Below are 24,638 nucleotides of genomic sequence, written 5' to 3'. Positions count from 1 at the left end.
CAAACACCATGCAACGTCCGTCTCCGCTGGCGGTGGCCGCGATCGGCTCGGTTCCGCTCATTATGACGCTGGGCAACTCGATGTTGATTCCGGTGCTGCCGGCGATGAAATCGGCGCTTCATTTGTCGCAGTTTCAAGTGAGCTTGACGATCACCGTCTTTTCCGTGACAGCGGCTGTCTTCATCCCGATTTTCGGCTACTTGTCCGACCGCTTCTCGCGCAAGGCGGTGATGCTTCCGGCTCTCTTTCTGTATGGCGCGGGCGGGCTGCTCGCCGGATTGGCGGCGAGCGCGTTCGCCCATGCGTACATGTGGGTGCTCGTCGGCCGGGCGCTGCAAGGCATCGGGGCGGCCGGCACGGCGCCGATCGCCATGGCGCTGACCGGCGACTTGTTTCAAGGAAAGGAAGAAAGCCGGGTGTTGGGGCTTGTTGAGGCTTCAAACGGCTTCGGCAAGGTGCTGTCGCCGATTGTCGGCTCGCTCATCGCCTTGCTCGCCTGGTATGGCGTCTTTTTCGCCTTTCCGGCGTTTTGCCTTCTTTCCGTTATCCTCGTCTGGGTGTGCATCAAGGAGAAAAAGGAACGGAAAGAGCCGCCGCCGTTTCGGAACTATGTCCATGGGCTGGCAACTGTGTTTCACCGCGAAGGCCGGTGGCTGCTGACCGCCTATTTGGCCGGAGCGGTATGTTTGTTTACGCTGTTTGGCATGCTGTTTTATTTGTCGGACGTCTTGGAAAAGCAGTACGGCATCGACGGAGTGAAAAAAGGGTTGATCCTCGCCATCCCGCTTTTGGCCATGTGCACGACGTCGTACACGACCGGAGCGAAAATCGGCCGGCGGCAGCGGCTCATGAAAACGCTGATCGTCACGGGCTTTTCGCTCATGACGGCCTCGTATGCGGCGCTTGTGTTTCCGTCCCGCCTCGTTCCGTTTTTGCTTGTTTTGGCGCTTGGCGGCATCGGAACCGGGCTTGTTCTCCCGTGCATCAACAGCTTCATCACCAACGCAGTCGGCAAGGAGCGGCGCGGGTTTGTCACTTCGCTGTACGGCTCGGTCCGCTTTTTGGGCGTCGCCGCCGGCCCGCCGGTTTTCGGGCGGCTAATGGATTGGTCGAAAGCCGGCATGTTTTGGTCGGTCGCCGCCTTGACGCTGCTTGTCGGTGTGCTGGCGTTGACGATGATTCGCGTCGACGGGAGCGGGCGGCAGCCAGGGGGGAAACCGAACCGCGGCCGGCGCTTAGGCGATGATGATTTGAACGAGCTGCTCCCTTCCGGCGGCGGCCTTCTGTAGGTCGCCGAATGTCTTCGCCCGGCTTGCGGGGGGCGAAGCGGGGCGCTCCCCAGAGTCTTCTGCAAGTGGCCGGACGTTTTCGCAAAGGCGGGGCGGAGAGAAGGGGCTTTTCGAGCTCCCTTGCGGCTTGTCGGGCGTGTTCGGCCGGCTTTTGGGAGTGGAGCGGGGGGCTCTCCGTAGTCCTTCGGAGAGGGCTGGGTGTTTTCGCAAGGCGGGATGAGGCGAGGCGGCTCCCCGGAGTTCACCGGAAGCGGCCGGGTGTTTTCGCAAAGGCCGGATGAGGCGAGGTGCCTTCTCGAGGCCTCGTGTTGTTTGCCGGACGTTTTCGCAAAGGCGGGACCGAACCGAGCGGCGCCCCTAGAGACCGTCGTTCGCCAGCCCGTAGCCGAAAGGGGAGGCGGTGTCCCTTAGCGACCTTCCGTCAGTCGCCGGCTTGCGGCGAAGGGACGCCCGCCTTGTCGGCCGCCGCGCCTTGTCCATGGCTGCGGCCGGCCCCAGGAGGGCAGAATGAAGCCTACCGCTTTCGCCAGCCGAGCGCGGCTGTTGAAATGCGGCGCGGCATCGGCGTGCTGTACAGCCAGTCGACAACGCGGGTGGACAGCCATTGGCAGCCGATGGCTTGGGGGACAAGATGCCAGTCGATGATGTAGCCGATCAGCAGAAAAATGGCGCCGTTGATCCAAAAGAGCGGCCGCCCGGGGTTGACGTGCTTCGATCGGGCGATGAGCAAGGCGATGATCCCGATGCCGCCGTGGGAGACGCCTTGCCGGAGCAGGATCGCGATTCCAACGCCAAGAACGATCGAGCCGGCTGCGGCATCGGCCCAGACGTTTGGGAGCGGTGTATGCCAATGCGTTTCAAAAAACTGGATGGAAACGGAGGTGACCGTGATGCTGATGACCGTGCCGACGGCGCTGGCGCCGCCTAAATACCTAAAGGCGACAAGGAGCGCCGATGCGTTCACGATCCAAAGCCCGATGCTTGTCGGCAGACGGAACAGGTGGTTCAACAACACGGTGATGCCGCCGGCTCCTCCGGACGGAATGGCATTGGGAAAGAGGAACACCCCCATGGCCGCCCCTTGAATGATGCTTCCGATCACGACAAGCAAATATTTTTTGCCTAAAATATACGCCACAGACGATGGGGAGCTGACGAGTTGTTTGTCCACAACGACCATCCTTGTTTCCGAATGTTGAAAACCTTTTGCTTTTCCTATGCGGCGGCAGCGAAAAGGCTACTATGTTCTTATGCTTGTCAACCGTTGTTTAGCACTTGGACAGGATGGCTTGCGAACAGGCAGAAAAAGGCGGCGAAAACGCCGGTCGTTGTTGTTCCGGTTCAGCACAACGGGTTTGCGAACAGACAGAAAAAACGCCCCGCGTCCGGGGGCGTTAATAAATCGTGAGCGGCTGTTCTGTTTGGCGGCCCATGATTTGCCGCAGCAGGTGGCCGACAAGGGCGGAAAACGCCGGATGGCTTCGTTCCCGCGGCCGCGGGAGCGGGACGGGCAGGTCAAGGGCGATGCCGCCGTTTTGCAGCAAAATGACGCGGTCGGCCAAGGCCACCGCTTCCTCGACATCGTGCGTGACGAGCAGCGAGGTGATTCGTTTTTCTATCCATATGTCTTCAATCAGCGCCTGCATTTCCAGCCGTGTCAGCGCATCGAGGGCGCCGAGCGGCTCGTCAAGTAAAAGGAGGCGCGGCTCATGGACGAGGGCGCGGGCTAAGGCGACCCGCTGTTTTTGTCCACCCGATAAGTTGGCCGGCCAGTCGTGGAGCCGTTCTCCGAGACCGACGCTTTGCAGCGCGGCCGCCGCCGCTTCCCGGCCGCCCGGGCCGAGGCCGAGGGAGACGTTGTCGAGCACTGTTTTCCACGGCAGCAGCCGCCCGTCTTGAAACATGATGCGGGCGTGCGCGTTTACGCCATCAAGCGGTTTGCCGTCCATGACGATGGCCCCTTCATCCGGCGTTTCGAGACCGGATACGAGGCGGAGCAGCGTGCTTTTCCCGCAGCCGCTTTTGCCGACGATGGCGAGAAATTCCCCGGCGTATATGTCCAGGTCAAGTCCGTTCAACACGGCCGCCGTCCCGTAGCATTTCCGGACGTTGGCAAGCCGCACGTGCGGGTGCAGCGGTTTCCGTTTCACTGGGCGTTCCTCCTTTTATGGGCGGTTGTCAGGTTGATAGTTCGGATGCCAGCGCAGCCATTGGCGCTCGCAAAATCGGGCGATCACATCGGATAGTTTGCCAAACAAGGCATATAGCAAAATGCTGAGCACAATGACATCCATTTGCATGAATTCCCTCGCCGTCATGGCCATATAGCCGATGCCGGAGGTGGACGAAATGGTTTCGGCGACGATGAGCGTCATCCACATGACGCCGAGGGCGAAGCGGACGCCGACAAGAATGGACGACAGCGCCCCGGGAAAAATGACGTGGAAAAAGAGTGCCGGCCCGTTTAACCCGTACATTTTCCCCATTTCGATCAGCCCGCGGTCGACCGACTTAATGCCGTGGTACGTATTGATGTAAATCGGAAAAAGAACGCCGAGCGAAACGAGGAAAATTTTCGCGCTTTCTCCGATGCCAAACCACAAAATGACGAGCGGAATAAGCGCCAAATGCGGAATGTTGCGGAGCATCTGCACCGATGTATCAAACAGCATCTCGGTCGTGCGGAACAGCCCATTGACGAGGCCGAGCACAAAACCGATCGTCCCGCCGATGAGAAATCCGGCCAACGCCCGCCAAAGGCTGACCCAAATGTGTTGGAACAGCTCCCCGGATTGGACGAGAGCCGCCGCGGCAACCGAAACGTCTGATGGCGCCGGGAGGATGCGGGCCGGAATGAGCCCGGCTTTCGCGAACACTTGCCAGGCGATGAGGCAAAGAACCGGAAGTCCCCATGGCAGCCATTTTCGGTTCACAAGCAAACGGCGCATCTGTCACCATCCCCCTTTAGTTCCAAGTAAACACGTTTTCGCTCCAGACAAAGATGTTTTCTTGAATGTTCACTTTCGTCGGGACGATGCCGAGTTCGTAAAAGGTGGCAGCGATTTGCTGCTGCTCGTTGATGATCTCATCAGTCATCGGCCCGATCCCGTATACGCGCCGCTCAAGCGCCATGCGCACCGCTTCTTGGTCGATGCCGAGGATCTCGGTCAGCATGGCGGCGGCTTCATCGTGATGGGTGTTCACCCAATCGCACGCCTTTTGCACTTCTTCCAAAACGACTTTCAACAACGCTTCGTGTTCGCGGGCAAAGGAGGCCGAAGCGAGGAAAAAGTCGCGGTCGGACGTCAATCCTTCTCCATTTGTCAACACCCGCGCCCCGCCGGACCGTTCGGCATCAGCGGCGAACGGGTCCCACACAACCCACGCGTCAATATCCCCTTGTTCAAAGGCGACTCTCGCGTCCCCCGGGGCTAAAAACGCCGGTTTGATCTCGCCATATGACAAGCCGGCTTTCGCAAGCGCCTGAATGAGAAGAAAATGGGAGCTTGATCCTTTGGCAAACCCGACGGTTTTCCCTTTCAGATCGGCTATCGTTTGGATGGGCGAATCCGCTTTCACCAAAATGGCGGACCCGCGCGCTTTCGAATTGCCGGCGGCCAAGTACACTAACGATGAGCCGGCCGCCTGGGCGAAAATCGGCGGAGAATCGCCCGTCCGCCCGAAATCGATGCTTCCGGCGTTCAACGCTTCCAAAAGCGCCGGCCCGGCTTGAAATTCCGACCATTCCACTCGATAGCCGAGCGGTTCGAGCCGCTTTTCCAGCGTGCCGAGCTCCTTTAACATAATGAGCGGCCCGTTTTTTTGGTAGCCGATGCGGATGACGTGCGCCGTTTTTCCGTTTGACCCGCCGCTTTTGGAGGGAGATGGCTGCCCGCACGCCGAAAGCCAGACGAGAAGCCAAGCGCCAAGCAATGACAAAAGCACTTTCGCCCGCATTGTGTAAGACCCCCTTTTTCGTTCAAGATGCGCTGGTGCAGCACTGCTCACTAGTGTATGACGCCCAAAAAAGATCGTGCGTGTACCGGTTGGGAAACAGGGGAATATTTGCCACTTCGCCGCCCCGCAGGTTATAATATGTTTGAATAGTTCGAAAACAATAGGGAGTGAGGGAATGGAACGAACGATTGTCGAGACGCGGTATGGACGGTTGCGCGGGGGAATGAATGAAGGCGTTTTCGTTTGGAAAGGAATCCCGTATGCGAAAGCGCCGGTCGGCGAGCGGCGGTTTCTGCCGCCGGAACCGCCCGAGGCGTGGGATGGGGTGCGGGAGGCGATATCGTTTGGCCCTGTCGTCATGCAGCCGTCGGATCCGATTTTCAGCGGATTGCTCGGGCGGATGAATGAGGCGCCGAGCGAGGACGGGCTGTATTTGAACGTTTGGTCGCCGGCGGCGGATGAGAAGAAGCGGCCGGTGCTCGTCTGGATTCATGGCGGCGCCTTTTTGTTCGGGTCCGGCTCTTCGCCGTGGTATGACGGGACGGCGTTCGCGAAACACGGCGATGTCGTCGTCGTGACGATCAACTATCGGATGAACGTGTTTGGTTTTTTGCATCTTGGGGATTTGTTTGGCGGCGAGTACGCTTCATCCGGCAACCTGGGCATTTTGGACCAAGTGGCGGCGCTGCGCTGGGTGAAAGAGAACATCGCGGCGTTTGGCGGCGATCCGGACAATGTGACGATTTTCGGCGAATCGGCCGGAGCGGCGAGCGTCGGTGTGCTGTTGTCGCTGCCGGAGGCAAGGGGGCTGTTTCAGCGCGCCATTTTGCAAAGCGGTTCGGGGTCGCTTCTCCTTCGTTCGCCGGAGACGGCGATGGCGGCGACCGAGCGCATTCTCGAGCGGGCCGGCATCCGTCCGGGCGACCGCGGCCGGCTGTTGTCGATTCCGGCCGGGGAGCTGCTGCAAGCGGCGCTGTCGCTCGGCCCCGGAGTCATGTACGGCCCGGTCATAGACGGGCGCGTGCTGCGCCGCCATCCGATCGAGGCGCTCCAAGACGGGGCGGCCGGCGGCGTTCCGATTTTGATCGGCGTGACGAAAGACGAATACAACTTGTTTACGTTGACCGATCTGTCGTGGACGAAGCTTGGCGAACGCGAACTGCTCGACCGGATCAGCCGGGAAGTCGGACCGGTGCCGGAAGCGGCGATCCGCTATTATGCGGAAACGGCCGAGCCGTCGGCGCCCGCCTGGCAGAAATGGCTTCGCATCATGACGTACCGCGTGTTTGTCGAGGGGATGCTGCGGACGGCGGACGCTCAGGCGGCGCACGGGGCGGATGTGTACATGTACCGGTTTGACTATGAAACGCCGGTGTTCGGCGGCCGGCTGAAAGCGTGCCACGCGCTCGAGCTGCCGTTTGTGTTTCATAACCTCCACCAGCCGGGCGTCGCGAATTTCGTCGGCGCCCGCCCGGAGCGCGAGGCGATCGCCAACGAAATGCATTATGCTTGGCTTTCGTTCGCCCGCACCGGCGATCCAAACGGCGCTCATTTGCCGGAAGCGTGGCCGGCGTATACGAGCGAGCGCAAAGCGGCCTTTGTCTTTTCGGCCGCAAGCCATGCGGAAGACGATCCGTTCGGCCGCGAGCGGGCGGCGTGGCAAGGGCGCGTTTGAACGATCCGGCCAGCGGCGGGGCGAACGTCTGAGAGCATGTCCGTCATCGAAAAAGGAGTTCTGACGTTTCTTCATCAAAACAAAAAGGAACGGCCATCGCGCCGTTCCTTTGTTATTCGTTCGCCCCCCGGGAAGGAAGCCCGAACTGTTCCGCCAGCGCCGGGTCGCGGTCGATGGCCTCGATGAGCTTGCGCATGACGTTGACATCGAACGTAAAGTTCGCCCCGATCGGCGACGTGACGAAAATTTTCCCTTCCTTCGCCTCGCGCGCCCGCTTGAATTGATAGCCGTCAATCGCGATGACGACTCGTTCGTCCGGTCTTGCCATTGAAGTCCCTCCAGTCGTTGCTCATTTGCTTTCTATTGTAACGCATTTCAGCGGCGGACGACAATGACCAGCCCGCACCCGAGGCGTGGGAGCGTCAAACAGACGGAGGAGAAAACGTTCCTTCATCTAGGCAAAGGGGGAGGAATTTTTTGGACTCCGCCCTTCGATTCAGCTGTCTCGCAAAGGCAGGAAACGCAGTCTTTCCTTTAACACCGTTGGCAGCGACTCGATCAGCTCGCTTGTTCCCCGATGACCGAAGCCGTTCTTTGGAGGAATCTATGTGTCTGTTGATGCAGCGGCATGTGCTGTTTCCTCAGCTCGCGAGTAGACGGCGGCGAATTCGAACGAGTCGACCAACCGCGCGGCATCAATGAACGACTCGGTGATCCAGTTTGTGCCGGTCGTTGCAAATCGAACCGTGATCATTCTCCCCTTTCGCTCCTGTCGCCCTTCATTTTGGCCCAATTTGTCGAGAGAGTAGAGCTTTCTCTGTGTGGAATTGGAGCACGGCCTTGTCAAAAAAGTTTCCACACAGTCTTGACTGACTCTGACCCGCTTCGTCAGTTGCCGCCAACGCCGATCTATGGTATAGTAAAACTATTGCAATGTTGGTCGTTGGAGGTGTCAGGCATGCATGCCTTGCTTGTGACGCTGCTTGTCATTGTGTCGGTTGCGCTTATTGTGGTCGTGTTGCTGCAGTCGGGCCGGAGCGCCGGGCTGTCCGGGGCGATTACCGGCGGCGCCGAACAGCTGTTTGGTAAACAGAAAGCGCGCGGGCTCGACGCGGTGTTTCAGCGCGTCACGGTCGTGTTGGCCGTTTTGTTCTTTGTGTTGGCGATTGTCGTCGCCTATGTGCAACCATCATAAGCGAAACGCGGGGGCGGTCCAAAACGAAACGGGCTGCCTTTTCTATTTCAGCGAGAGAGGAAGGAGAACGCATGATGAAAATTGTTCCGCCAAAACCGTTTTTCTTTGAAGCCGGGGAGCGGGCGGTGCTGCTTTTGCACGGGTTTACCGGTAATTCCGCTGATGTCCGGATGCTCGGCCGTTTTTTAGAATCGAAAGGCTACACATGCCACGCGCCGATTTACAAAGGACACGGTGTGCCGCCCGAGGAGCTCGTCCACACCGGGCCGGATGACTGGTGGCAAGACGTCATGAACGGCTATCAGTTTTTGAAAGGGAAAGGCTATGAAAAAATTGCGGTCGCCGGACTGTCGCTCGGAGGCGTATTTTCATTGAAATTAGGTTACACTGTACCTATAGAGGGCATTGTGACGATGTGCGCGCCGATGTACATCAAAAGCGTGGAAACGATGTACGAAGGCGTGCTCGAGTATGCGCGCGAGTATAAAAAGCGGGAAGGAAAAGCAGAGGAGCAAATCGAACAGGAGATGGAGCAGTTCAAGCAGACGCCGATGAAGACGTTAAAGGCGCTGCAAGAGCTGATCGCCGATGTGCGCAACCATCTCGATTTGATTTACGCCCCGACGTTTGTCGTGCAAGCGCGCCACGATAAGATGATCAACCCGGACAGCGCCAACATTATCTATAACGAAATTGAATCACCGGTGAAACAAATCAAATGGTACGAACGATCCGGCCATGTCATTACGCTTGATGAAGAAAAAGAACAATTGCACGAAGATGTTTATGCGTTTTTGGAGTCGTTGGATTGGTAACGGCGGAAAGGAGGGGATGGCCGATGGATCACGCATTGGCCGAACGAATTTTAACGTTTATGCGCGATGAGGCGTATAAGCCGCTGACGGTTGAGGAGCTGGAAGAGGCGTTTGGGATTGAGGATGCGGACGGGTTTAAGGAATTTGTCAAAACGCTTGTCGCCATGGAAGAGGAAGGGCTCATCGTCCGGACGCGCAGCAACCGCTATGGCGTGCCCGAGCGGATGAACCTCGTGCGCGGCAAAGTGATTGGCCACCCGAAAGGATTTGCCTTTGTCGCGCCGGAAGAGCCGGGAATGGACGATATTTTCATCCCGCCGTCCGAATTGAAAAACGCCATGCACGGCGACACCGTGCTCGTGCGCGTCCAGGCCGATTCATCCGGGGCGCGCCGCGAAGGGACGATCGTCCGCATTTTGGAGCGCGGGGTGAAAGAAGTCGTCGGTACATACACCGAAAGCAAATATTTCGGCTTCGTCATCCCGGATGACAAGCGAATCGTCAACGACATTTTCATTCCGAAAAACGCCGCCAACGGCGCGGTTGAGGGACATAAAGTCGTCGTCCGGCTCACCTCGTATCCGGAAGGGCGGATGAGCGCCGAAGGGGAAGTCGTGCAAATTCTCGGCCATAAAAACGACCCGGGCGTCGACATTTTGGCGGTCATCTATAAGCATGGCCTGCCGCTTCAATTTCCCGATGACGTCATCGAGCATGCGAACCGCGTGCCCGATGTGATTACCGAGCAAGATTTGGAAGGGCGGCGCGATTTGCGCGGCGAGATGATCGTCACGATTGACGGCGAGGATGCAAAAGACTTGGACGATGCGGTGACGGTGACGAAGCTTGAGAACGGCAACTATAAACTCGGCGTCCACATCGCCGACGTGAGCCATTACGTCGAAGAAGGGTCGCCGATCGACCGCGAGGCGTACGAGCGCGGCACGAGCGTCTATTTGGTCGACCGCGTCATTCCGATGATTCCGCACCGGCTGTCCAACGGCATTTGCTCGCTCAACCCGAAAGTCGACCGGCTGACGCTGTCGTGCGAGATGGAAATCACCCCGCAAGGCGAAGTCGTCCGCCACGACATTTTCCAAAGCGTCATCCGCACGACGGAGCGGATGACGTATTCCGATGTCAATAAAATTTTGGTGGACAAAGACGAAGCGTTGCGGGAAACATACGCGCCGCTCGTGCCGATGTTTGAGCTGATGGCCGAGCTCGCCGACATTTTGCGCACGAAGCGGATGAAGCGCGGGGCGATCGATTTTGATTTCAAGGAAGCGAAAGTGCTCGTCGATGAAAACGGCAAACCGTACGATGTCGTCTTGCGCGAGCGTTCGGTCGCCGAGCGGCTCATTGAAGAGTTTATGCTGGCGGCGAACGAAACGGTCGCCGAGCATTTCCATTGGCTGAACGTACCGTTTATGTACCGCGTCCATGAGGATCCGAAGCCGGAAAAACTGCAGCGCTTTTTGGAGTTCATCACGAACTTCGGCTATGTCGTGAAAGGAACGGGCAACCAAATCCATCCGCGCGCCCTCCAGCAAATTTTAGAAGCGGTGCGCGGCGAGCCGGAAGAGATGGTCATTTCGACCGTCATGCTCCGGTCGATGAAGCAGGCGCGCTATGACGCGGAAAGCCTCGGCCATTACGGGCTGTCAACCGAGTTTTACACCCATTTTACCTCGCCGATCCGCCGCTATCCGGATTTGATCGTCCACCGGCTCATCCGGACGTACTTGATCAACGGGCAAATGGATCCGGAGACGCAGCAAAAATGGGCGGAAAAGCTGCCGGAGATTGCCGAGCATGCGTCCAACATGGAGCGGCGCGCCGTCGAGGCGGAACGGGAGACGGACGATCTGAAGAAAACCGAGTTTATGGAAGACAAAATCGGGATGGAATTTGACGGCATCATCAGCTCGGTGACGAACTTCGGCTTGTTTGTCGAGCTGCCGAACACGATTGAAGGGTTGGTGCATGTCAGCTACTTAACCGACGACTACTACCGCTATGACGAACGGAACTATGCGATGATCGGCGAACGGACCGGGAAAATGTACCGCATCGGCGATGAAATCACCGTCCGCGTCATCAACGTGAACAAAGACGAGCGGATCGTCGATTTTGAAGTTGTCGGCATGAAAGGGCGCCGCCCGCCGAAAGCGAAAGCCGCGCCGGTCGTCATTGAAGGAAAAAAGCAAAAGCAGGCCAAAGCGAAGGCGAACAGCGGCAAGGGCGGCGGCGCGAAAGCGAAAAAGAAGAAAAAGAAAAAACGGTGAGGAAAAGCCTGGCGCCCGGCTTTTCCTTCTTTTTCGTTTTTGATAAAATAAGAAACGCTACGATGAGGAGGGGGGAAAACGGATGCCCAAAGGCGAAGGAAAAGTGATCGCCCAAAACAAAAAAGCACACCACGATTATTTCATCGAGGAAACGTACGAAGCCGGCCTCGTGCTGCAAGGGACGGAAATCAAATCGATCCGCAACGGCCGGGTGAACTTGAAAGACTCGTTCGCCAAAGTCGAAAAAGGGGAAGTGTTTCTCCATAACATGCATATCAGCCCGTACGAACAAGGCAACCGCTACAACCACGATCCGCTGCGGACGCGAAAGCTTTTGCTGCACCGGCGCGAAATCAACAAGCTGATCGGCTACACGAAAGAGCAAGGGTATACGCTCGTGCCGCTCAAGCTGTACATCAAAAACGGCTTTGCCAAAGTCCAGCTCGGCGTGGCCAAAGGGAAGAAAAAATACGACAAGCGCGAAGATATGAAGCGGAAAGAAGCGCAGCGCGACATCGAGCGGGCGTTTCGCGACCGGCAAAAGCTGTAGGGTGTAAGCGGCGGACGGAAAAACCGGCTTAAAGCCGGCTCTTCTCAAGCGGAGAAGCTTTGGCGCATCAGCTCTTCTTTTCCGGCGGATTCGACCGCGGCGGCAAAACTCACCGGGTTTCACCGATATTGAAAACATTCCCATTGCAAATGCGCAACGACATGGTATAATAAAAAGTGCAACAGCCAGTTATCCCATGCTTAAGCTGTTCCGATCTCTTCGCATCGCGGGGACGATCCGGATTCGACAGGGGTAGGTCGAGCTTAAGCGGCGAGCCGAGGGGGACGTCCTCGTAAAAACGTCACCTAAAGATAACTGGCAAACAAAACTACGCTTTAGCTGCCTAATTGCTGCAGCTAGCTCCTCCCGCCATCGCCCGTGTGGCGTCCGAGGGCTTCATATGAAGCGGGCTACGCCCAACTCCGCCGCCTGAGGACGAGGGAAGAGACGAACCAGGCTAGCCGCCGGGAGGCCTGTCGGTAGGCGGAACGGACGGCGAAGCGAAATATACCGACTACGCTCGTAGATGCTTAAGTGGCGATGCCTCTGGACGTGGGTTCGACTCCCACCGTCTCCATTTTTGGCTTTTTCAATTTCACATCACGCAATGACGGCTGCTGCGGCAGCCGTTTTTTCATTTGCCCCGCCGCGGGAAGTGCGGGCCGGTGCGCCTTGTTTCCGCAGACGATGGCTGCTTTGCGGCTTTCGACGCAGAAACAGGCGGGGAGGCCGGGAAAATGGCAAAGCGCCGCGCATTCCGGTTGATGCACGGCGCTTTCGGTTCGCCCCGCTGTCCCGCGGGGCATTCACCTATAGGTTGTTCAGTCTGCCGCCGGAGCATGGCGTTCTTGATCCGCCGCGGCTTCGCTGTGCGCCATCGGCGCGCCGGCTTCGGCCCATTGCGGCCGCCAGGCGATGCAAAGCGCCCCGCCGATGATGCCAAGAATGGTGCCGACTAAGAAGCCGCCTAAGGCGCCCATGATCGACAAAATGGCGCTGAACATGCCGATGATGCCAAACAACGTGGACAGCCGCGGCATTGTATACGACAGGATGGCCATCAACAATACCATCCCGCCGAGGAAAAAGCCGACGAAGACGGTGCTGCCGGGGACGAGCGAAATTTCATATAAGTGCGCCGGAATCCATAAAATGATCAAGCCCGACAGCAACAGCAGCGTCGCTCCCCAAAATGGACGCCGTTTGCGCCAACGTTGAAGTGCCTGCCAACGGGAACGGATCATCTCCATCATTCCTTACTTAAGGTAGCATCGCTATTTCAGCGGTTCGAAATATACTTTCATGCCCGGAAGCGATACGGCTTGCTGGAACAAATAGACGGTTTTCAAGTCGCCGTTTTCAATATGAATCGTATTGGCGTTTTGGGTGAACTCAGCCGCTGCTTTTTGCACATCTCCCTCAACGTCGCCGATATAGTTTTCTTTCATTGTCAGGCTGCCGAAGGAGATGTTGCCGTTAATTTGCGTTGCTTTTTGGACGAGGCCGTCAATCGATACAGTCCCCCCAGCCTCGATGACAACGCGGAGGTTCAGCGCCTCGAAATCTTTCGAAATTTTGAGTCCTTGGATGGTTGCTTTGTTAATCTCGTTGACAAACACGGGCGTTTGTTTGGCTTTTCCGGATTCCGCCATCCCGCCGTACATTTTAAAACCGTTGCCCTCGAGCGTTTTGAACTGGACGGTGAACTCCCCGACGCCGCCAAGCGGCACGGCGTAGGCGACGCCCGTCAGCCCGAAGATCGACAGCAAGGCGCCCAACAGCAGGAACCCCCCTAACAGCGCGGCGAGCAGCGGCTTTTTCGCCGTGCGCCCCCCAATGATGACCAGTTTTGTCGCCATTTCCATGGCTTTTCTCCTCCCCCTTTTTGAATAGTAGGCGCTGTAAGCGCTTTAATATGTTTAAATTTTATGACAATTTGTCTTCCCATTGAAGTCCGACGATTGTCGGATTTTTGCCGTTCGTGCCCGGCTGCGGGGCCGAAGGAAGGGGGGAAAAACGCCATCAGCAGCCGGCTCGTTGCGGCGGTAGTGTAGGGGAGTTTGCGGCTTTATGGGTTTAGAAAAAATAGAGGATTCACATCGTGAGTGGAACAATGGCTCTATTTATCGCCTGAGGCTGCTGAATTTGTCAACCAGACCTTTTGGCAGGCGGATCGTTCGTACGGCCAGGTTCCCGCAGGACGATGGAGGCAGCAGCAATAACTCGGCCGTGGCCGCCCGGTAATGTTGTATCGATGAGGCCGCTTGAAAGAGAAGGGATCGCAATCCCACGCTTTTCAAAGCAGAAGTTGGGGAAGGTAAATGTTGGATGCAGGGGTGATTGGAATTGTTTCATAGTTGTGAAAGTATTTTTAATACAATATAATCAAAAGGGAAAGAAAAATAGAAAAGGGGATGATGACAATGAAGAAACGAAAGCGGTTCATGCGTCTGATGGCCGTTCTTTCTATGTCGCTGCTGCTTGGAGCCTGCGGCAACGGCAACGGCGGCGGAGGGGCGGAACAGGAAGGAGCCGGTGAACAGCAAGGCGGCGACGTGAAATTCCTCAGCATTGCCACCGGCGGAACGGGTGGAACGTACTATCCGCTTGGCGGTGCGTTTGCGGATATTATTAAAGATGAGACCGGCATTGACGCCAATGCGATTACGTCTGGTGCATCGGCGGAAAACATGGCCATTTTGGATGCCGGTGATGCGGAAATCGCGTTCGCCCAAACCGATATCGCGACATATGCGACCGAAGGAAAGCTTATGTTTAAAGAGAAAATTGAAAGCGTTAAAGGGATTGCGACCCTTTACCCGGAAACGATCCAAATCGTCACAACGAAAAAATCCGGCATTCAGTCAGTGGAAGATTTGAAAGGGAAAGTCGTTTCCGTTGGGGAAGCCGGTTCGGGAACGCGGGCGAACGCTGAGCAAATTTTGGAAGTCCACGGAATGACGTTTGACGATATTAAGGTGCGCAACTTGTCGTTTGATGATTCCGTCTCCGGCATCCAAGATGGAACGATCGACGCCGCCTTCATTACGGCCGGAACGCCAACCGGGGCGGTAGAAGGGCTGTCGGCGACCGAAGATGTCGTCATTGTGCCGATTGCGGAAGATAAAATCAATGCTTTAATTGAAAAATATCCGTACTATGCGAAAGACGAAGTGCCAAAAGGAACGTATAAGCTTGCTGAAACGGTTCCGACGGTCGCTGTGCGCGCGATGTTAGTCGCCCGGGCGGATCTGCCGGAGGATGCAGTCTACAACATTACGAAGGCGATTTTTGAAAACTTGGATAAAGTGAAACATGCCAAAGCCCAGCAAATCAAACTCGAACATGCGCTCGATGGCATGTCGATTGAGCTTCACCCGGGCGCGAAAAAATATTTTGATGAAAAAGGAGTTAAAGCGGAATAACGGGATAGGGGAAGGACTGGCTTGAATGAGGATGCCAGCCCTTCCTTATTTCCACCGGCCGGCAAGGGGGAACGGCTGATGCGCAAACGAGTCTTGGCGACGAGTATATTTCTGGTGACGGTTGCCGTCTTCTTCATTCCTTTCCGCCAGGCGGTGGCGTTTGAAAAGGACGGTTGGGTGGCTGCCTACATCCCGGCTTCCGTCGGGGATACGTTCGCGATTCGTTATACTCATTCGATCCATCGTTCAGATGTCGAGGAAACGTATAAACTGTTGGCGGACGGGACGATTGAACAAATCGCGCTCACTTATGAGGATACGGCGGTCGGGATGCCGGCTGACGCAGCGCCGGGAGAGACGTTTACGTTGCGGGATGGAAAATATTATATTACTGGCATGGAGCGCAAGTTTCCATCCATCTGGTTGAGCATCGGACGAGTTGTCGCCAACCATCGTGTCGTGTATCAAGGGAAGACGGTGGCGTTAAAAACAGTCATCCCTCCCGGCTCCATTGTCCGCATCAAGATGACGCGACTATCACTGTTTCAATGCTGGAGGGGAGTGAACTTATTTGGCTGAGAAGTTTGAACAGCTGTCCGTCGAGGAGCAGCAAGAATTGCTGGAAAAATATGACCCGGAAGCGGCGACGCGCAGGCTGAAGGGGCCGCTTGGCTGGATCGCCTTTTTCGGACTCCTTTCGTTTTCGCTCTTTCAGTTGTACGCTTCCATTTTTCAAACACTTCCGAAACAAATTTTATTGTCGATTCATTTAGGATTTGCATTATCTCTCATTTTTTTGCTGTTTCCGGCGCGAAAAAAGAATCTTCGGCGTTCTAATGTCGGCATTGTCAATATCATGTTATCTTTGTTGTCCATCGGAGTCGGGGCATATTTGCCGCTCATGCTTGATGACATTGTCCAGCGCATCGGCATTATGACGCCGCTCGACTTTACGGTCGGCCTTGTCGCCGTCCTGCTTGTGCTCGAAGCGACGAGGCGGGCGGTCGGGCTGCCGATTACGATCATCGCCTCGCTGTTTTTGCTGTATGCGTATTTCGGGCCGTATATGCCGGGATTTTTAGCTCATCGCGGCGTTGATTTGGAAGGGCTCGTCAAAACGATGTTTTTCACGACAGAAGGCATTTTCGGCACGCCGCTGTACGTGTCGGCGACGTATATTTTCGTGTTCCTGTTGTTTGGCGCCTTCTTAGTGAAAACGGGCGTCGGGGAGTATTTTAACGATTTGGCGCTCGTTGTCGCCGGGAAGCGGATCGGCGGTCCGGCCAAGGTGGCGGTGTTCTCAAGCGCGCTGCAAGGAACGATCAGCGGCAGTTCGGTGGCGAACGTCGTGACGTCCGGGGCGTTTACCATTCCGATGATGAAACGGCTCGGGTACGGAAAAGAATTTGCCGGCGCTGTGGAGGCGACATCGTCCACCGGCGGCCAGCTCATGCCTCCGGTCATGGGAGCGGCTGCGTTCTTGATGGTCGAATTTATCGGCGGCATTTCGTATTGGGAGATCGCGAAAGCGGCCGCCATCCCGGCGATTTTGTATTTCGCCGGCATTTGGATGATGACGCACTTCGAGGCGAAACGGATCGGGCTGCGCGGGTTGACGGAAGATGAAATGCCAAACCGAAAAGAAGTGCTTGGGAAAATTTACTTGCTCGTTCCGATTGTAGTCGTCATCGTGTTGCTGATGAGCGGGATGAGCGTGATGCGGGCGGCGCTCTGGTCGATCGTGGCGATCATTGTCGTCAGCGGTTTGAAAAAGGAAACGCGGCTAGGATGGCGCGACATCATTGACGCGCTAGTCGACGGGGCGAGAAGCGCGCTGTCCGTGGCGGCGGCGACCGCCGCAGCCGGCATCATCGTCGGGGTCGTGACGAAAACGGGCCTTGGCTTGAAAATGGCAAACGGCTTGATCGATTTGTCAAACGGCGTTTTGCTGTTGACGCTCTTTTTCACGATGCTGACTTCGCTCATTCTCGGCATGGGTTCGCCGACAACGGCCAACTACGTCATCACTTCGACGATCGCGGCGCCGGCGATCATCGCATCCGGCGTGCCGGAGCTGGCTGCGCATTTGTTCGTGTTTTACTTTGGCATTGTCGCCGACATTACACCGCCGGTGGCGTTGGCGGCGTTTGCGGCAGCCGGCATTTCCGGAGGAAGCCCGCTGCGGACCGGGGTTATCGCCACGAAGCTTGCCATTTCGGCGTTTATCATCCCGTACATGTTCGTGCTTTCACCGGCCTTGCTCATGATTGACACGACCGTTCCGTATTTGATTTGGGTCGTATTCTCGGCATTTATCGGCATGCTCGCCATCAGCGCAGGAATGATCGGCTTTTGGTACCGGAAACTTAACATTCTTGAACGCATCATCGCGACCGTCACCGGGCTGTTGCTCATTTATCCGGAAAGAGTGAGCGATATCGTCGGCTTGGTGCTGTTTGTCGCCATGTTCGCCGTTCAATATATGGCCGGGAAGCGGGAGCAGATGCAAAAGTCGGCGTCATAAACACTCGTTCCGGAATATAAAATTAGGAAAGGACTCACCACGACGGTGGGTCCTGCTTTTTTTAGGATCGGTGAAAAACGGTTGGTTTCGCCGAATATGTTCCTTGTTCGTTCGTTTGCGAAAAGGTTGGGGATTTGAAGGGAAATCTCACATTTCGCACCCTGAATAAAAATTCGAAATAAGCCAGGTTTGACCGAATAAAAATTAATTATTTTACAATTTTTGTATAAAAAATTATTTTTATGCGCATATTCGGGTTGTTTTTTGTATATTATGCAAAGGTTGCGAAATATGAGGGAAATGCTGATTCCTCCTCTGTTTCTCAAATTGAAAAACCTGGCGGTGCGTATGCTGTTTCGTTGCGTTGCGCATCAATCTAAAAGGCTGCTCTCCAACCGTTTTTCTCAAATGGAAAACTTTGTAACGCCATCACTTCCTTTTTGGCGATTTCTCACAAATCGAGCGAATTTGTTGTTTTTCCCCATCTTTCTAGAGACTTCGCTGTTCACCGGCTTTCTACCGCCATAGGGCGCATAGGCCTCGCTCTCTAAAACGTTAGCGGCGGCAAGTCACATTCCGCCCAACCGATGTTGCAAGAACGATAAGAAATGGCGGGCGCTCTTAGAGAGATGCCGGCTTTGATCCACAATGGCCGCGGCTTCGGCCTGGACGCTGAAATCAACGAGAGAACACACCCGAATGCCGGGAACCGGAAAAAAGGAAACGGTTGATTGGGGAAGAATGGTGGCGCCGATTCCTTTGGCGACGAGCGAAAGGAGGACGGTCGCGTCAGGACATTCGCAAACGATTTTCGGCTCAAACCCATGGCGGCGGCATTCGTGAACGACCAGCTCATATTGGCCTTTGCCGTGGATGCGGTGCAAAAGCAACAGCGGAAGCCCGCGGAATTCCCGCACATGCATATGCGGCCCGCGTGCCGGCCATTGGGCGGGCAAAACGGCGACGTACGGTTCGCTTGGAAGCGAAATGATGTCATACTGCCGAAGGTCGTCGATGGGCAGGCGGACGATGCCGATGTCGATGATGCGCTCTCTTAACAGTTCGCCGATTAAAAAGCTGTCCCCTTCGCGAAGGTGAAACTTAATGTTGGGAAACGAGCGGTGGAAAGGCTCCATCACCTCGGATAAGTAATAGAAGCAAGATTTGACACAGCCGATGGACAGCGTCCCCTTTGCCCCTTCTTCGATCTCGCGCACTTCCAACAAGGCGTCATCGAGCTGCTGAAGAAGCTGTTTCGCCCGTTCGTACAGCACTTTTCCCGGTTCGGTCAGCTCCAATTTTTTCGTGCTTCGTTCCAATAAAGTCACCCCCAGCGTTTCCTCGAGCTGCTTCAGCTGCTGGCTGAGCGGGGGCTGGGCGATGTGCAGCTTTTTGGCCGCTTTTGTAATTTGTCCTTCCTCGACGATCGTCGTAAAGTACTTGAGCTGTTTTAGATCGATCATCCGTTTCTCCCCCTGTTTATATATTTTTTATATGAATTAGGTAATGTTTTTTGTATTTTTCATATATGAAATCATATGTTATATTAATTCCGAACATTCTGAATGATAGCGCTTTCTTATCCCATTATACGTGAAAATGGAGGGAATGAAAATGCCGGCGAAAACAGGTCAAGAGTACATGGGACGCCTCAAGCAGGCGAAAAGCAGCGTGTACATCCACGGGGAAAAAGTCGGGGATGTCACCGAGCATCCGGCGTTTCGCAACGTCGTCCGCTCGATGGCGGCGCTTTATGACCGGCAATATGAAAAGCCGGACAAAATGTTGTACCGGTCGCCGACAACCGGGCAGCTTGTCGGCATGACGTTTATTCAGCCGACAACGGTTGACGAGCTCATCGCCCGGCGCGAGGCGACGCAAGAGTGGGCGCATATGTCGGCGGGGATGATGGGCCGCTCTCCCGATTATTTGAACGCCGAAGTCATGGCCATGGGCATTGCCAACGATCTATTTGCCGAAGATGATCCGATGTTTGCCGAAAACGCGAAACGTTACTATGAATATGCGCGCGAAAACGACATCAGCCTGACGCATACGCTCATCCATCCGCAAATGAATCGCGCAAAGGCGCTTCATGAACAGAAAGACGCCGATGTGCCGCTTCATTTGGTGGAGCGGCGAAAAGACGGCATTATCGTCAGCGGCATCCGTCTGTTGGCGACGCAAGGCGGCATTACCGATGAAATTTTAGTGTTTCCCTCCACGGTGAAAAGATCGTCTTCCGGAGAGGACCCGTACGCGCTCGCTTTCGCCATCCCGAACAACACGCCGGGCGTCAAGTTCATTTGCCGCGAGGCGTTTGACTACGGACGGAGCGCATGGGACCATCCGCTCGCCTCCCGCTTTGAAGAAGGCGATGCGATCGTTTCATTTGAAAATGTGTTCGTGCCGTGGGAGCGCGTGTTTGTGTGCGGCAATTCGTCGATTTGCAACCGGACGTTCCGCGAGACGAACGCCGTTGTCCATATGTCGCACCAAGTCGTGGCGAAAAACATCGTCAAAACGGAGTTTTTGCTCGGCGTCACGCTTTGCCTGATGGACGCGATCGGCATCGGCGAGTTCCAGCACGTGAAAGACAAAGGGGCGGAAATCATGCTCGTTTTGGAGACGATGAGAAGCCACTTGTACCGGGCTGAGCATAACGCCAAGCCGGACCGCTGGGGAACGATGACGCCGGATTTTGCCGCGCTTGATGCGGCGCGCAACTGGTACCCGCGCGTGTATCCGCGTTTGGCGGAGATCATTCGCATTTTAGGCGCATCGGGGTTGATGGCGATTCCGACGGAAGCCGATTTCCATCATGAAGAAATCGGCGATATCGTTCGCCGCGCCATGCAAGGGGCGACGGTGGACGGCTATGAGCGCGTCCAGCTGTTCCGGCTCGCCTGGGACCTTACGATGAGCGCGTTCGGCGCCCGGCAGACGCATTATGAATATTACTTTTTCGGCGACCCGGTGCGGATGGGGATGGCATATTTCGACGGATATGAAAAAGCGTATTACAAACAGCTCATCCATGATTTTTTGCGGACGGCCACAAGCGTGCACATTCCGGCCAATAGCGAACAGTAAAAGGGGGAAGGACGATGGCATTTTCCATTATTCGTGCGGCCCGCGCGGTGCTGCATGTGACGGATTTGGCGGCGGCGCGCGATTTTTATGAACGGGTGCTTGGCTTTGTCGTGACGGAAGCGGATGAAGGGCATTTGTATTTGCGCGGGTTGGAAGAGTACCAACACCATAGCTTGCTGTTGAAAAAGGCGGACCGTCCCGCCGTCGAGGCGATCAGCTATAAAGTGGGATCGGAGCGGGAACTTGAGGAGCTTTACCGTTGGTTCGCCGCCAGGCAGTTGGAGCCAAAATGGGTTGACGCACGGAGTCAGCGCGCCGTCGGCCGGGCGTTTCGCGTGCAAGATCCGTCCGGGCTGCCGCTGGAGTTTTTCGCGCAAATGACGGCGGTGGAGCGGCTTTTGCAGCGGTATGACTTGTACCGCGGCGCCCGCGTGCAGCGCATTGACCATTTCAATTGCATGGTGGCTGATGTTCAGCAGGCGTACGATTTTTACGTGCACGGCCTCGGCTTTGCCTGCTCGGAGTATACGGAAACGAAAGACGGCAAGCTGTGGGCGGCGTGGCTTCACCGGAAACAAAACGTCCATGACGTGGCGATGATGAACGGGAAAGGCCCGCGCCTTCATCATATCGGGTTTTGGCTGCCGGATCCGCTCAGTTTGATTCATGCGTGCGACGTGTTGGCGGCGTCCGGATATGGGGCGCATATCGAACGCGGGCCGGGGCGGCACGGGCTGTCGAACGCCTTCTTTGTTTATTTGCGCGATCCCGATGGCCATCGGATCGAGCTGTATAACGGCGACTACTTGACGAGCGATCCGGATTTCCCGCCGATCCGCTGGGATCTTGATGATCCGCGCCGGCAAACGTTTTGGGGGCATGCGGCGCCGGACAGCTGGTTTGAGGAGGCGTCGGTCGTGCTTGACGTTCATAGCGGCCAACCGGTCGAACCTAAAGAGCCGGCGCTCGCCAAAGTCAAGCCGACGTTCCTCATTTGATTCATATATAATTTAATAGTTGATTTCATATATGATTTTTGTGTAATATGTATATAACGTTTAGATAATTCTGATAAATAGGAGGGAGAGACATGGCGCATCGCGAGGTGAAAGAACGGCTGCGCGGCTCGATCGCGCCGGTCGTCACGCCGTTCGATGAGGAAGGAAACGTGGATTTTGCGGCGTTGACCGCGCTTATCGATTGGCATATTGAAAGCGGCACGCACGGCATTTCCGTCACCGGAACGTCGGGAGAGCCGAGCTCGCTGACGCTTGACGAGCGGAAACAGGTGATGGAAGCGGCGAAAAAAGCGGTGGCCGGGCGCGTGCCGTTCGTGCCGGGGACGGGCTCGACCAACCATGCGGAAACGATTGAGTTGACCCGATTCGCGCAGGAAATGGGCGCCGATGCGGCGATGGTCATCGTCCCGTATTATAACCGCCCGTCTCAAGCCGCGCTCTATAAACATTTTAAAGCGGTGGCCGAGGCGGTTGACATCCCGATTATCGTCTACAACATTCCGGGGCGGACGGCGGTCAATTTGGAAGTCAAAACGTTGGCGCGGCTCGCCGAGGATTGCCCGAACATCATCGGGGTGAAGGAGTCGAACAAAGATTTTGAGCATGTGAACCGGGTGCTTTTGTATTGCGGACGCGATTTTCTCCTCTTTTCCGGCATCGAGCTGTTGTGCTACCCGATGCTGGCGATCGGCGGCGCCGGGTCGATCAGCGCGACGGCGAACGTCGTGCCGCAGAAGGTGGCCGAGCTGCACGACGCGTGGTTTGCAGGTGACATCAAGCGGGCGCAAGATCTCCATTTTGAGCTGATGGAGCTGAACGATGTGCTGTTTATTGAAACGAACCCGGGCCCTGTCAAGGCGGCGCTCGGCATGATGGGGAAAATCACCCCGACGCTCCGGCTGCCGCTCGATTTGCCAAGCGGGGAGCACCAGCAGCAAATCCGCCGCACGCTCGTCAAATACGGGCTGCTGGCCGAAGAGCTGCAACGGTGAAAACAGCGGACGGGAAGCGGAAGAAGGGGATGGGGAAGATGGGAAACCGCGCGCGCCGGACGTTTGCCGCGAATGGCCGAAATGAGGAATCAAGCAAAGGCGTGAAAACAGCCGGGCGTCTAAAAGGCGCGTGATTCAACGAAAACTCAATTCGAAATGCGCTGTTCTCAAGCTGGGAAACGTGCTCAAGCCCGGCTCCTCTTCTTGCGGTGAACAACACCGGCGGGAGAGAACGATTGTGTTTCATCAGCCGTTGAAATCATCAGCCTGACCAAGAAAGGCGGGGATAGGATGAACGTGCAACTGCGCTTAGCCGGCGTGCGGGGGATGATTGAGGCGGAGGCCGCGCCGCAAAGCGGGACGGTGCGATGGCATGGACGGATGCACCGGATGGAGGAACTCGAGTGGGCTGCGCCTGTTGGCGGGGCGATGTACGGGGTGGCGTGGAACGACCGGTTGGAATGGGAGCGATGTTTCGAGCGCATGCATCAGCCCCCTTATCGGAAGCCGCCCGAAGGCCCGGTGCTGTACATGAAGCCGGCCAACACGATCAACGCCCATCGGCGGCCGGTGTTTCTTCCGCCCGGCGTCAACGAGCTGCGGGCCGTTCCGGCGCTCGGCCTTGTCATCGGACGGACGGCGGCGCGCGTGCAGCCGGGCCGGGCGCTCGATTATGTGGACGGCTATACGATCGTCAACGATTTCTCGATTCCGCACGAACAGCGGTATCGGCCGGCGGTGAAGGAGCAGGCGCGCGACGGGTTCGCCCCCGTCGGGCCGTGGATCGTGCCGAAAAGGGAAGCCCCGCCGTTATCGGCGCTTTCGGTGCGCGTATACGTGAACGGCCTCCTCGTCCAACAGGCCGGCGCGGGCCGTTTTCGCCGTCCGGTTGAACAATGGCTGGCCGATGTGACCGACTTTATGACCCTTTATCCGGGCGATGTGCTGTTTTTCGGCTGGCCGGCTGACGCCCCGCTCGCGGCGGCCGGCGATGTGGTGCGCGTCGAGATTGAAGGCGTCGGCGTCCTGGAAAACCGGCTCGCTCGGGAAGAAGGGGGAGAGGAACGATGAAGCGGGCGCGCGTCGCATGGAACGGCGCGGTGACCGAAGCGGAGCCGCTTGCTGACGGCCGCCTCCGCCTGCCGGACGGGATGACCGTCAGCGAGCACGAGGTCGTATGGCTTCCGCCGGTCGAGCCGGGCGTGATCGTGGCGCTTGGCTTGAATTATGCCGACCATGCCGGGGAATTGTCGTTTTCAGCGCCGGCCGAGCCGCTTTTATTTCTCAAAGGGAAAAACACCCTTGTCGGCCATCGCGGCCGCACCGTCCGCCCCGCCGGCGTCCACATGATGCATTACGAATGCGAACTTGCGGTGGTGATCGGCCGCCCGGCCCGCCGGGTGAAAGAGGAGCGGGCGTACGACTACATTTTCGGCTACACGATTGCCAACGATTACGCGGTCCGCGACTACTTGGAAAACTATTACCGGCCGAATTTCCGCGTCAAAAACCGCGACCGGACGACGCCGCTCGGCCCGTGGATCGTCAGCCATGAGGAAGTCGGCGATCCGATGGCGCTTCGTTTGCGGACGTATGTCAACGGAACGGTCGTGCAGGAAGGATATACGGGCGACATGATCTTTTCCATCCCGTATTTGCTTGAGTACATCACGGAATTTATGACGCTTGCGCCGGGCGATGTGATTTTGACCGGCACGCCAAAAGGAGCGGTGAACGTCGAGCCCGGCGATGAAGTGGCGGCCGAAATTGAGCGCATCGGCCGGCTGATCAACTACATCGTTTAGCCAAAGGAGGG

Annotated in this window: 23 protein-coding genes, 1 other RNA gene and 1 pseudogene; 15 read left to right on the top strand and 10 right to left on the bottom strand. The window is 56.6% G+C overall.

Annotated features, from left to right (window positions below):
- Positions 1 to 8 precede the first annotated feature (8 nt).
- Positions 9 to 1,289 carry an MFS transporter gene (locus M493_RS14790; RefSeq protein WP_051391602.1) on the top strand — a complete coding sequence of 427 codons (1,281 nt, stop codon included), beginning with the start codon at positions 9 to 11 and terminating at the stop codon, positions 1,287 to 1,289.
- Between the two features lie 514 nt (positions 1,290 to 1,803).
- On the opposite strand, the gene M493_RS14785 is transcribed toward M493_RS14790, so the two are convergent.
- From M493_RS14785 to M493_RS14770, 4 genes are all read right to left on the bottom strand, one after another.
- Positions 1,804 to 2,460, bottom strand: a complete 657-nt coding sequence (locus M493_RS14785) for a YitT family protein (RefSeq protein WP_020961185.1) — start codon at positions 2,458 to 2,460, stop codon at positions 1,804 to 1,806.
- 223 nt (positions 2,461 to 2,683) lie between these two features.
- Positions 2,684 to 3,439 (bottom strand): ABC transporter ATP-binding protein, encoded by a 756-nt coding sequence (locus tag M493_RS14780; protein WP_020961184.1) that lies wholly within the window; start codon positions 3,437 to 3,439, stop codon positions 2,684 to 2,686.
- 15 nt (positions 3,440 to 3,454) lie between these two features.
- Positions 3,455 to 4,237, bottom strand: coding sequence for an aliphatic sulfonate ABC transporter permease SsuC (gene ssuC, locus M493_RS14775; protein WP_020961183.1), 783 nt, complete (start codon positions 4,235 to 4,237; stop codon positions 3,455 to 3,457).
- Between the two features lie 16 nt (positions 4,238 to 4,253).
- Positions 4,254 to 5,246 carry a sulfonate ABC transporter substrate-binding protein gene (locus tag M493_RS14770; RefSeq protein ID WP_020961182.1) on the bottom strand — a complete coding sequence of 331 codons (993 nt, stop codon included), beginning with the start codon at positions 5,244 to 5,246 and terminating at the stop codon, positions 4,254 to 4,256.
- Between the two features lie 175 nt (positions 5,247 to 5,421).
- Between M493_RS14770 and M493_RS14765 the strand changes: the two genes are divergently transcribed.
- A complete protein-coding gene (locus M493_RS14765) occupies positions 5,422 to 6,921 on the top strand; it encodes a carboxylesterase/lipase family protein (protein WP_020961181.1) in 1,500 nt (499 codons plus the stop codon).
- 112 nt (positions 6,922 to 7,033) lie between these two features.
- Here the strand turns inward: M493_RS14765 and M493_RS14760 are convergent, their stop codons facing one another.
- Positions 7,034 to 7,249, bottom strand: a complete 216-nt coding sequence (locus tag M493_RS14760; protein WP_020961180.1) for a hypothetical protein — start codon at positions 7,247 to 7,249, stop codon at positions 7,034 to 7,036.
- 303 nt (positions 7,250 to 7,552) lie between these two features.
- A pseudogene (locus M493_RS18400) lies at positions 7,553 to 7,675 on the bottom strand (oxidoreductase); the annotation flags it as partial.
- A 204-nt stretch (positions 7,676 to 7,879) separates the two neighbouring features.
- On the opposite strand from M493_RS18400, the gene secG reads away from it, so the two are divergent.
- The 5 genes from secG (at position 7,880) to ssrA (ending at position 12,349) form a co-directional block, all read left to right on the top strand.
- Complete coding sequence (secG, locus tag M493_RS14755; RefSeq protein WP_020961178.1) at positions 7,880 to 8,116, top strand: preprotein translocase subunit SecG; 237 nt, start codon at positions 7,880 to 7,882, stop codon at positions 8,114 to 8,116.
- 74 nt (positions 8,117 to 8,190) lie between these two features.
- Positions 8,191 to 8,931 (top strand): carboxylesterase, encoded by a 741-nt coding sequence (estA, locus tag M493_RS14750; protein ID WP_020961177.1) that lies wholly within the window; start codon positions 8,191 to 8,193, stop codon positions 8,929 to 8,931.
- Between the two features lie 23 nt (positions 8,932 to 8,954).
- Entirely contained in the window at positions 8,955 to 11,219 is a 2,265-nt protein-coding gene (rnr, locus tag M493_RS14745; protein ID WP_020961176.1) for a ribonuclease R, read from the top strand.
- Between the two features lie 82 nt (positions 11,220 to 11,301).
- Entirely contained in the window at positions 11,302 to 11,769 is a 468-nt protein-coding gene (gene smpB / locus M493_RS14740; RefSeq protein WP_020961175.1) for an SsrA-binding protein SmpB, read from the top strand.
- A 228-nt stretch (positions 11,770 to 11,997) separates the two neighbouring features.
- Positions 11,998 to 12,349: a transfer-messenger RNA gene (ssrA, locus tag M493_RS17850) on the top strand.
- Here the strand turns inward: ssrA and M493_RS18575 are convergent.
- The 3 genes from M493_RS18575 to M493_RS14725 are packed head-to-tail and all read right to left on the bottom strand — an operon-like array spanning position 12,300 to position 13,634.
- Positions 12,300 to 12,539: a hypothetical protein gene (locus M493_RS18575; protein WP_235183436.1), complete on the bottom strand. Its 240-nt coding sequence runs from the start codon at positions 12,537 to 12,539 to the stop codon at positions 12,300 to 12,302. The genes ssrA and M493_RS18575 overlap by 50 nt on opposite strands.
- A 51-nt stretch (positions 12,540 to 12,590) precedes the next feature.
- A complete protein-coding gene (locus M493_RS14730; RefSeq protein WP_020961173.1) occupies positions 12,591 to 13,013 on the bottom strand; it encodes a DUF6114 domain-containing protein in 423 nt (140 codons plus the stop codon).
- A gap of 30 nt (positions 13,014 to 13,043) precedes the next feature.
- The gene (locus M493_RS14725) at positions 13,044 to 13,634 is read right to left on the bottom strand and encodes a DUF6230 family protein (RefSeq protein WP_020961172.1); all 591 of its coding nucleotides are present in this window, start codon (positions 13,632 to 13,634) and stop codon (positions 13,044 to 13,046) included.
- Positions 13,635 to 14,192: 558 nt separating this feature from the next.
- Here M493_RS14725 and M493_RS14720 point away from each other — a divergent pair.
- From M493_RS14720 to M493_RS14710, 3 genes are all read left to right on the top strand, one after another.
- Positions 14,193 to 15,194 (top strand): TAXI family TRAP transporter solute-binding subunit, encoded by a 1,002-nt coding sequence (locus tag M493_RS14720; RefSeq protein WP_020961171.1) that lies wholly within the window; start codon positions 14,193 to 14,195, stop codon positions 15,192 to 15,194.
- 78 nt (positions 15,195 to 15,272) lie between these two features.
- Complete coding sequence (locus M493_RS14715) at positions 15,273 to 15,773, top strand: DUF1850 domain-containing protein (protein WP_020961170.1); 501 nt, start codon at positions 15,273 to 15,275, stop codon at positions 15,771 to 15,773.
- On the top strand, positions 15,766 to 17,718 hold the full coding sequence (locus M493_RS14710) for a TRAP transporter permease (RefSeq protein WP_020961169.1): 1,953 nt from the start codon (positions 15,766 to 15,768) through the stop codon (positions 17,716 to 17,718). Before M493_RS14715 ends, M493_RS14710 begins: the two co-directional genes overlap by 8 nt.
- A gap of 569 nt (positions 17,719 to 18,287) precedes the next feature.
- Here the strand turns inward: M493_RS14710 and M493_RS14705 are convergent.
- Positions 18,288 to 19,181, bottom strand: coding sequence for a LysR family transcriptional regulator (locus M493_RS14705; RefSeq protein WP_020961168.1), 894 nt, complete (start codon positions 19,179 to 19,181; stop codon positions 18,288 to 18,290).
- A gap of 151 nt (positions 19,182 to 19,332) precedes the next feature.
- On the opposite strand from M493_RS14705, the gene hpaB reads away from it, so the two are divergent.
- The 5 genes from hpaB (at position 19,333) to M493_RS14680 (ending at position 24,627) form a co-directional block, all read left to right on the top strand.
- Positions 19,333 to 20,811 carry a 4-hydroxyphenylacetate 3-monooxygenase, oxygenase component gene (hpaB, locus tag M493_RS14700; protein ID WP_020961167.1) on the top strand — a complete coding sequence of 493 codons (1,479 nt, stop codon included), beginning with the start codon at positions 19,333 to 19,335 and terminating at the stop codon, positions 20,809 to 20,811.
- A gap of 14 nt (positions 20,812 to 20,825) precedes the next feature.
- Positions 20,826 to 21,809, top strand: coding sequence for a 3,4-dihydroxyphenylacetate 2,3-dioxygenase (gene hpaD / locus M493_RS14695; protein ID WP_020961166.1), 984 nt, complete (start codon positions 20,826 to 20,828; stop codon positions 21,807 to 21,809).
- Between the two features lie 92 nt (positions 21,810 to 21,901).
- Positions 21,902 to 22,822, top strand: a complete 921-nt coding sequence (gene hpaI, locus M493_RS14690; RefSeq protein WP_020961165.1) for a 2,4-dihydroxyhept-2-ene-1,7-dioic acid aldolase — start codon at positions 21,902 to 21,904, stop codon at positions 22,820 to 22,822.
- Positions 22,823 to 23,113: 291 nt separating this feature from the next.
- The gene (locus M493_RS14685; protein ID WP_020961163.1) at positions 23,114 to 23,893 is read left to right on the top strand and encodes a fumarylacetoacetate hydrolase family protein; all 780 of its coding nucleotides are present in this window, start codon (positions 23,114 to 23,116) and stop codon (positions 23,891 to 23,893) included.
- The gene (locus M493_RS14680; protein ID WP_020961162.1) at positions 23,890 to 24,627 is read left to right on the top strand and encodes a fumarylacetoacetate hydrolase family protein; all 738 of its coding nucleotides are present in this window, start codon (positions 23,890 to 23,892) and stop codon (positions 24,625 to 24,627) included. The genes M493_RS14685 and M493_RS14680 overlap by 4 nt, the downstream gene beginning before the upstream one ends.
- Positions 24,628 to 24,638: the final 11 nt, after the last annotated feature.

The organism is Geobacillus genomosp. 3, assembly GCF_000445995.2.
Classification (GTDB): Bacteria; Bacillota; Bacilli; order Bacillales; family Anoxybacillaceae; genus Geobacillus.
Note: the sequence above shows the minus strand (reverse complement) of the source record. Positions and strands in the feature narration are given on the sequence as shown.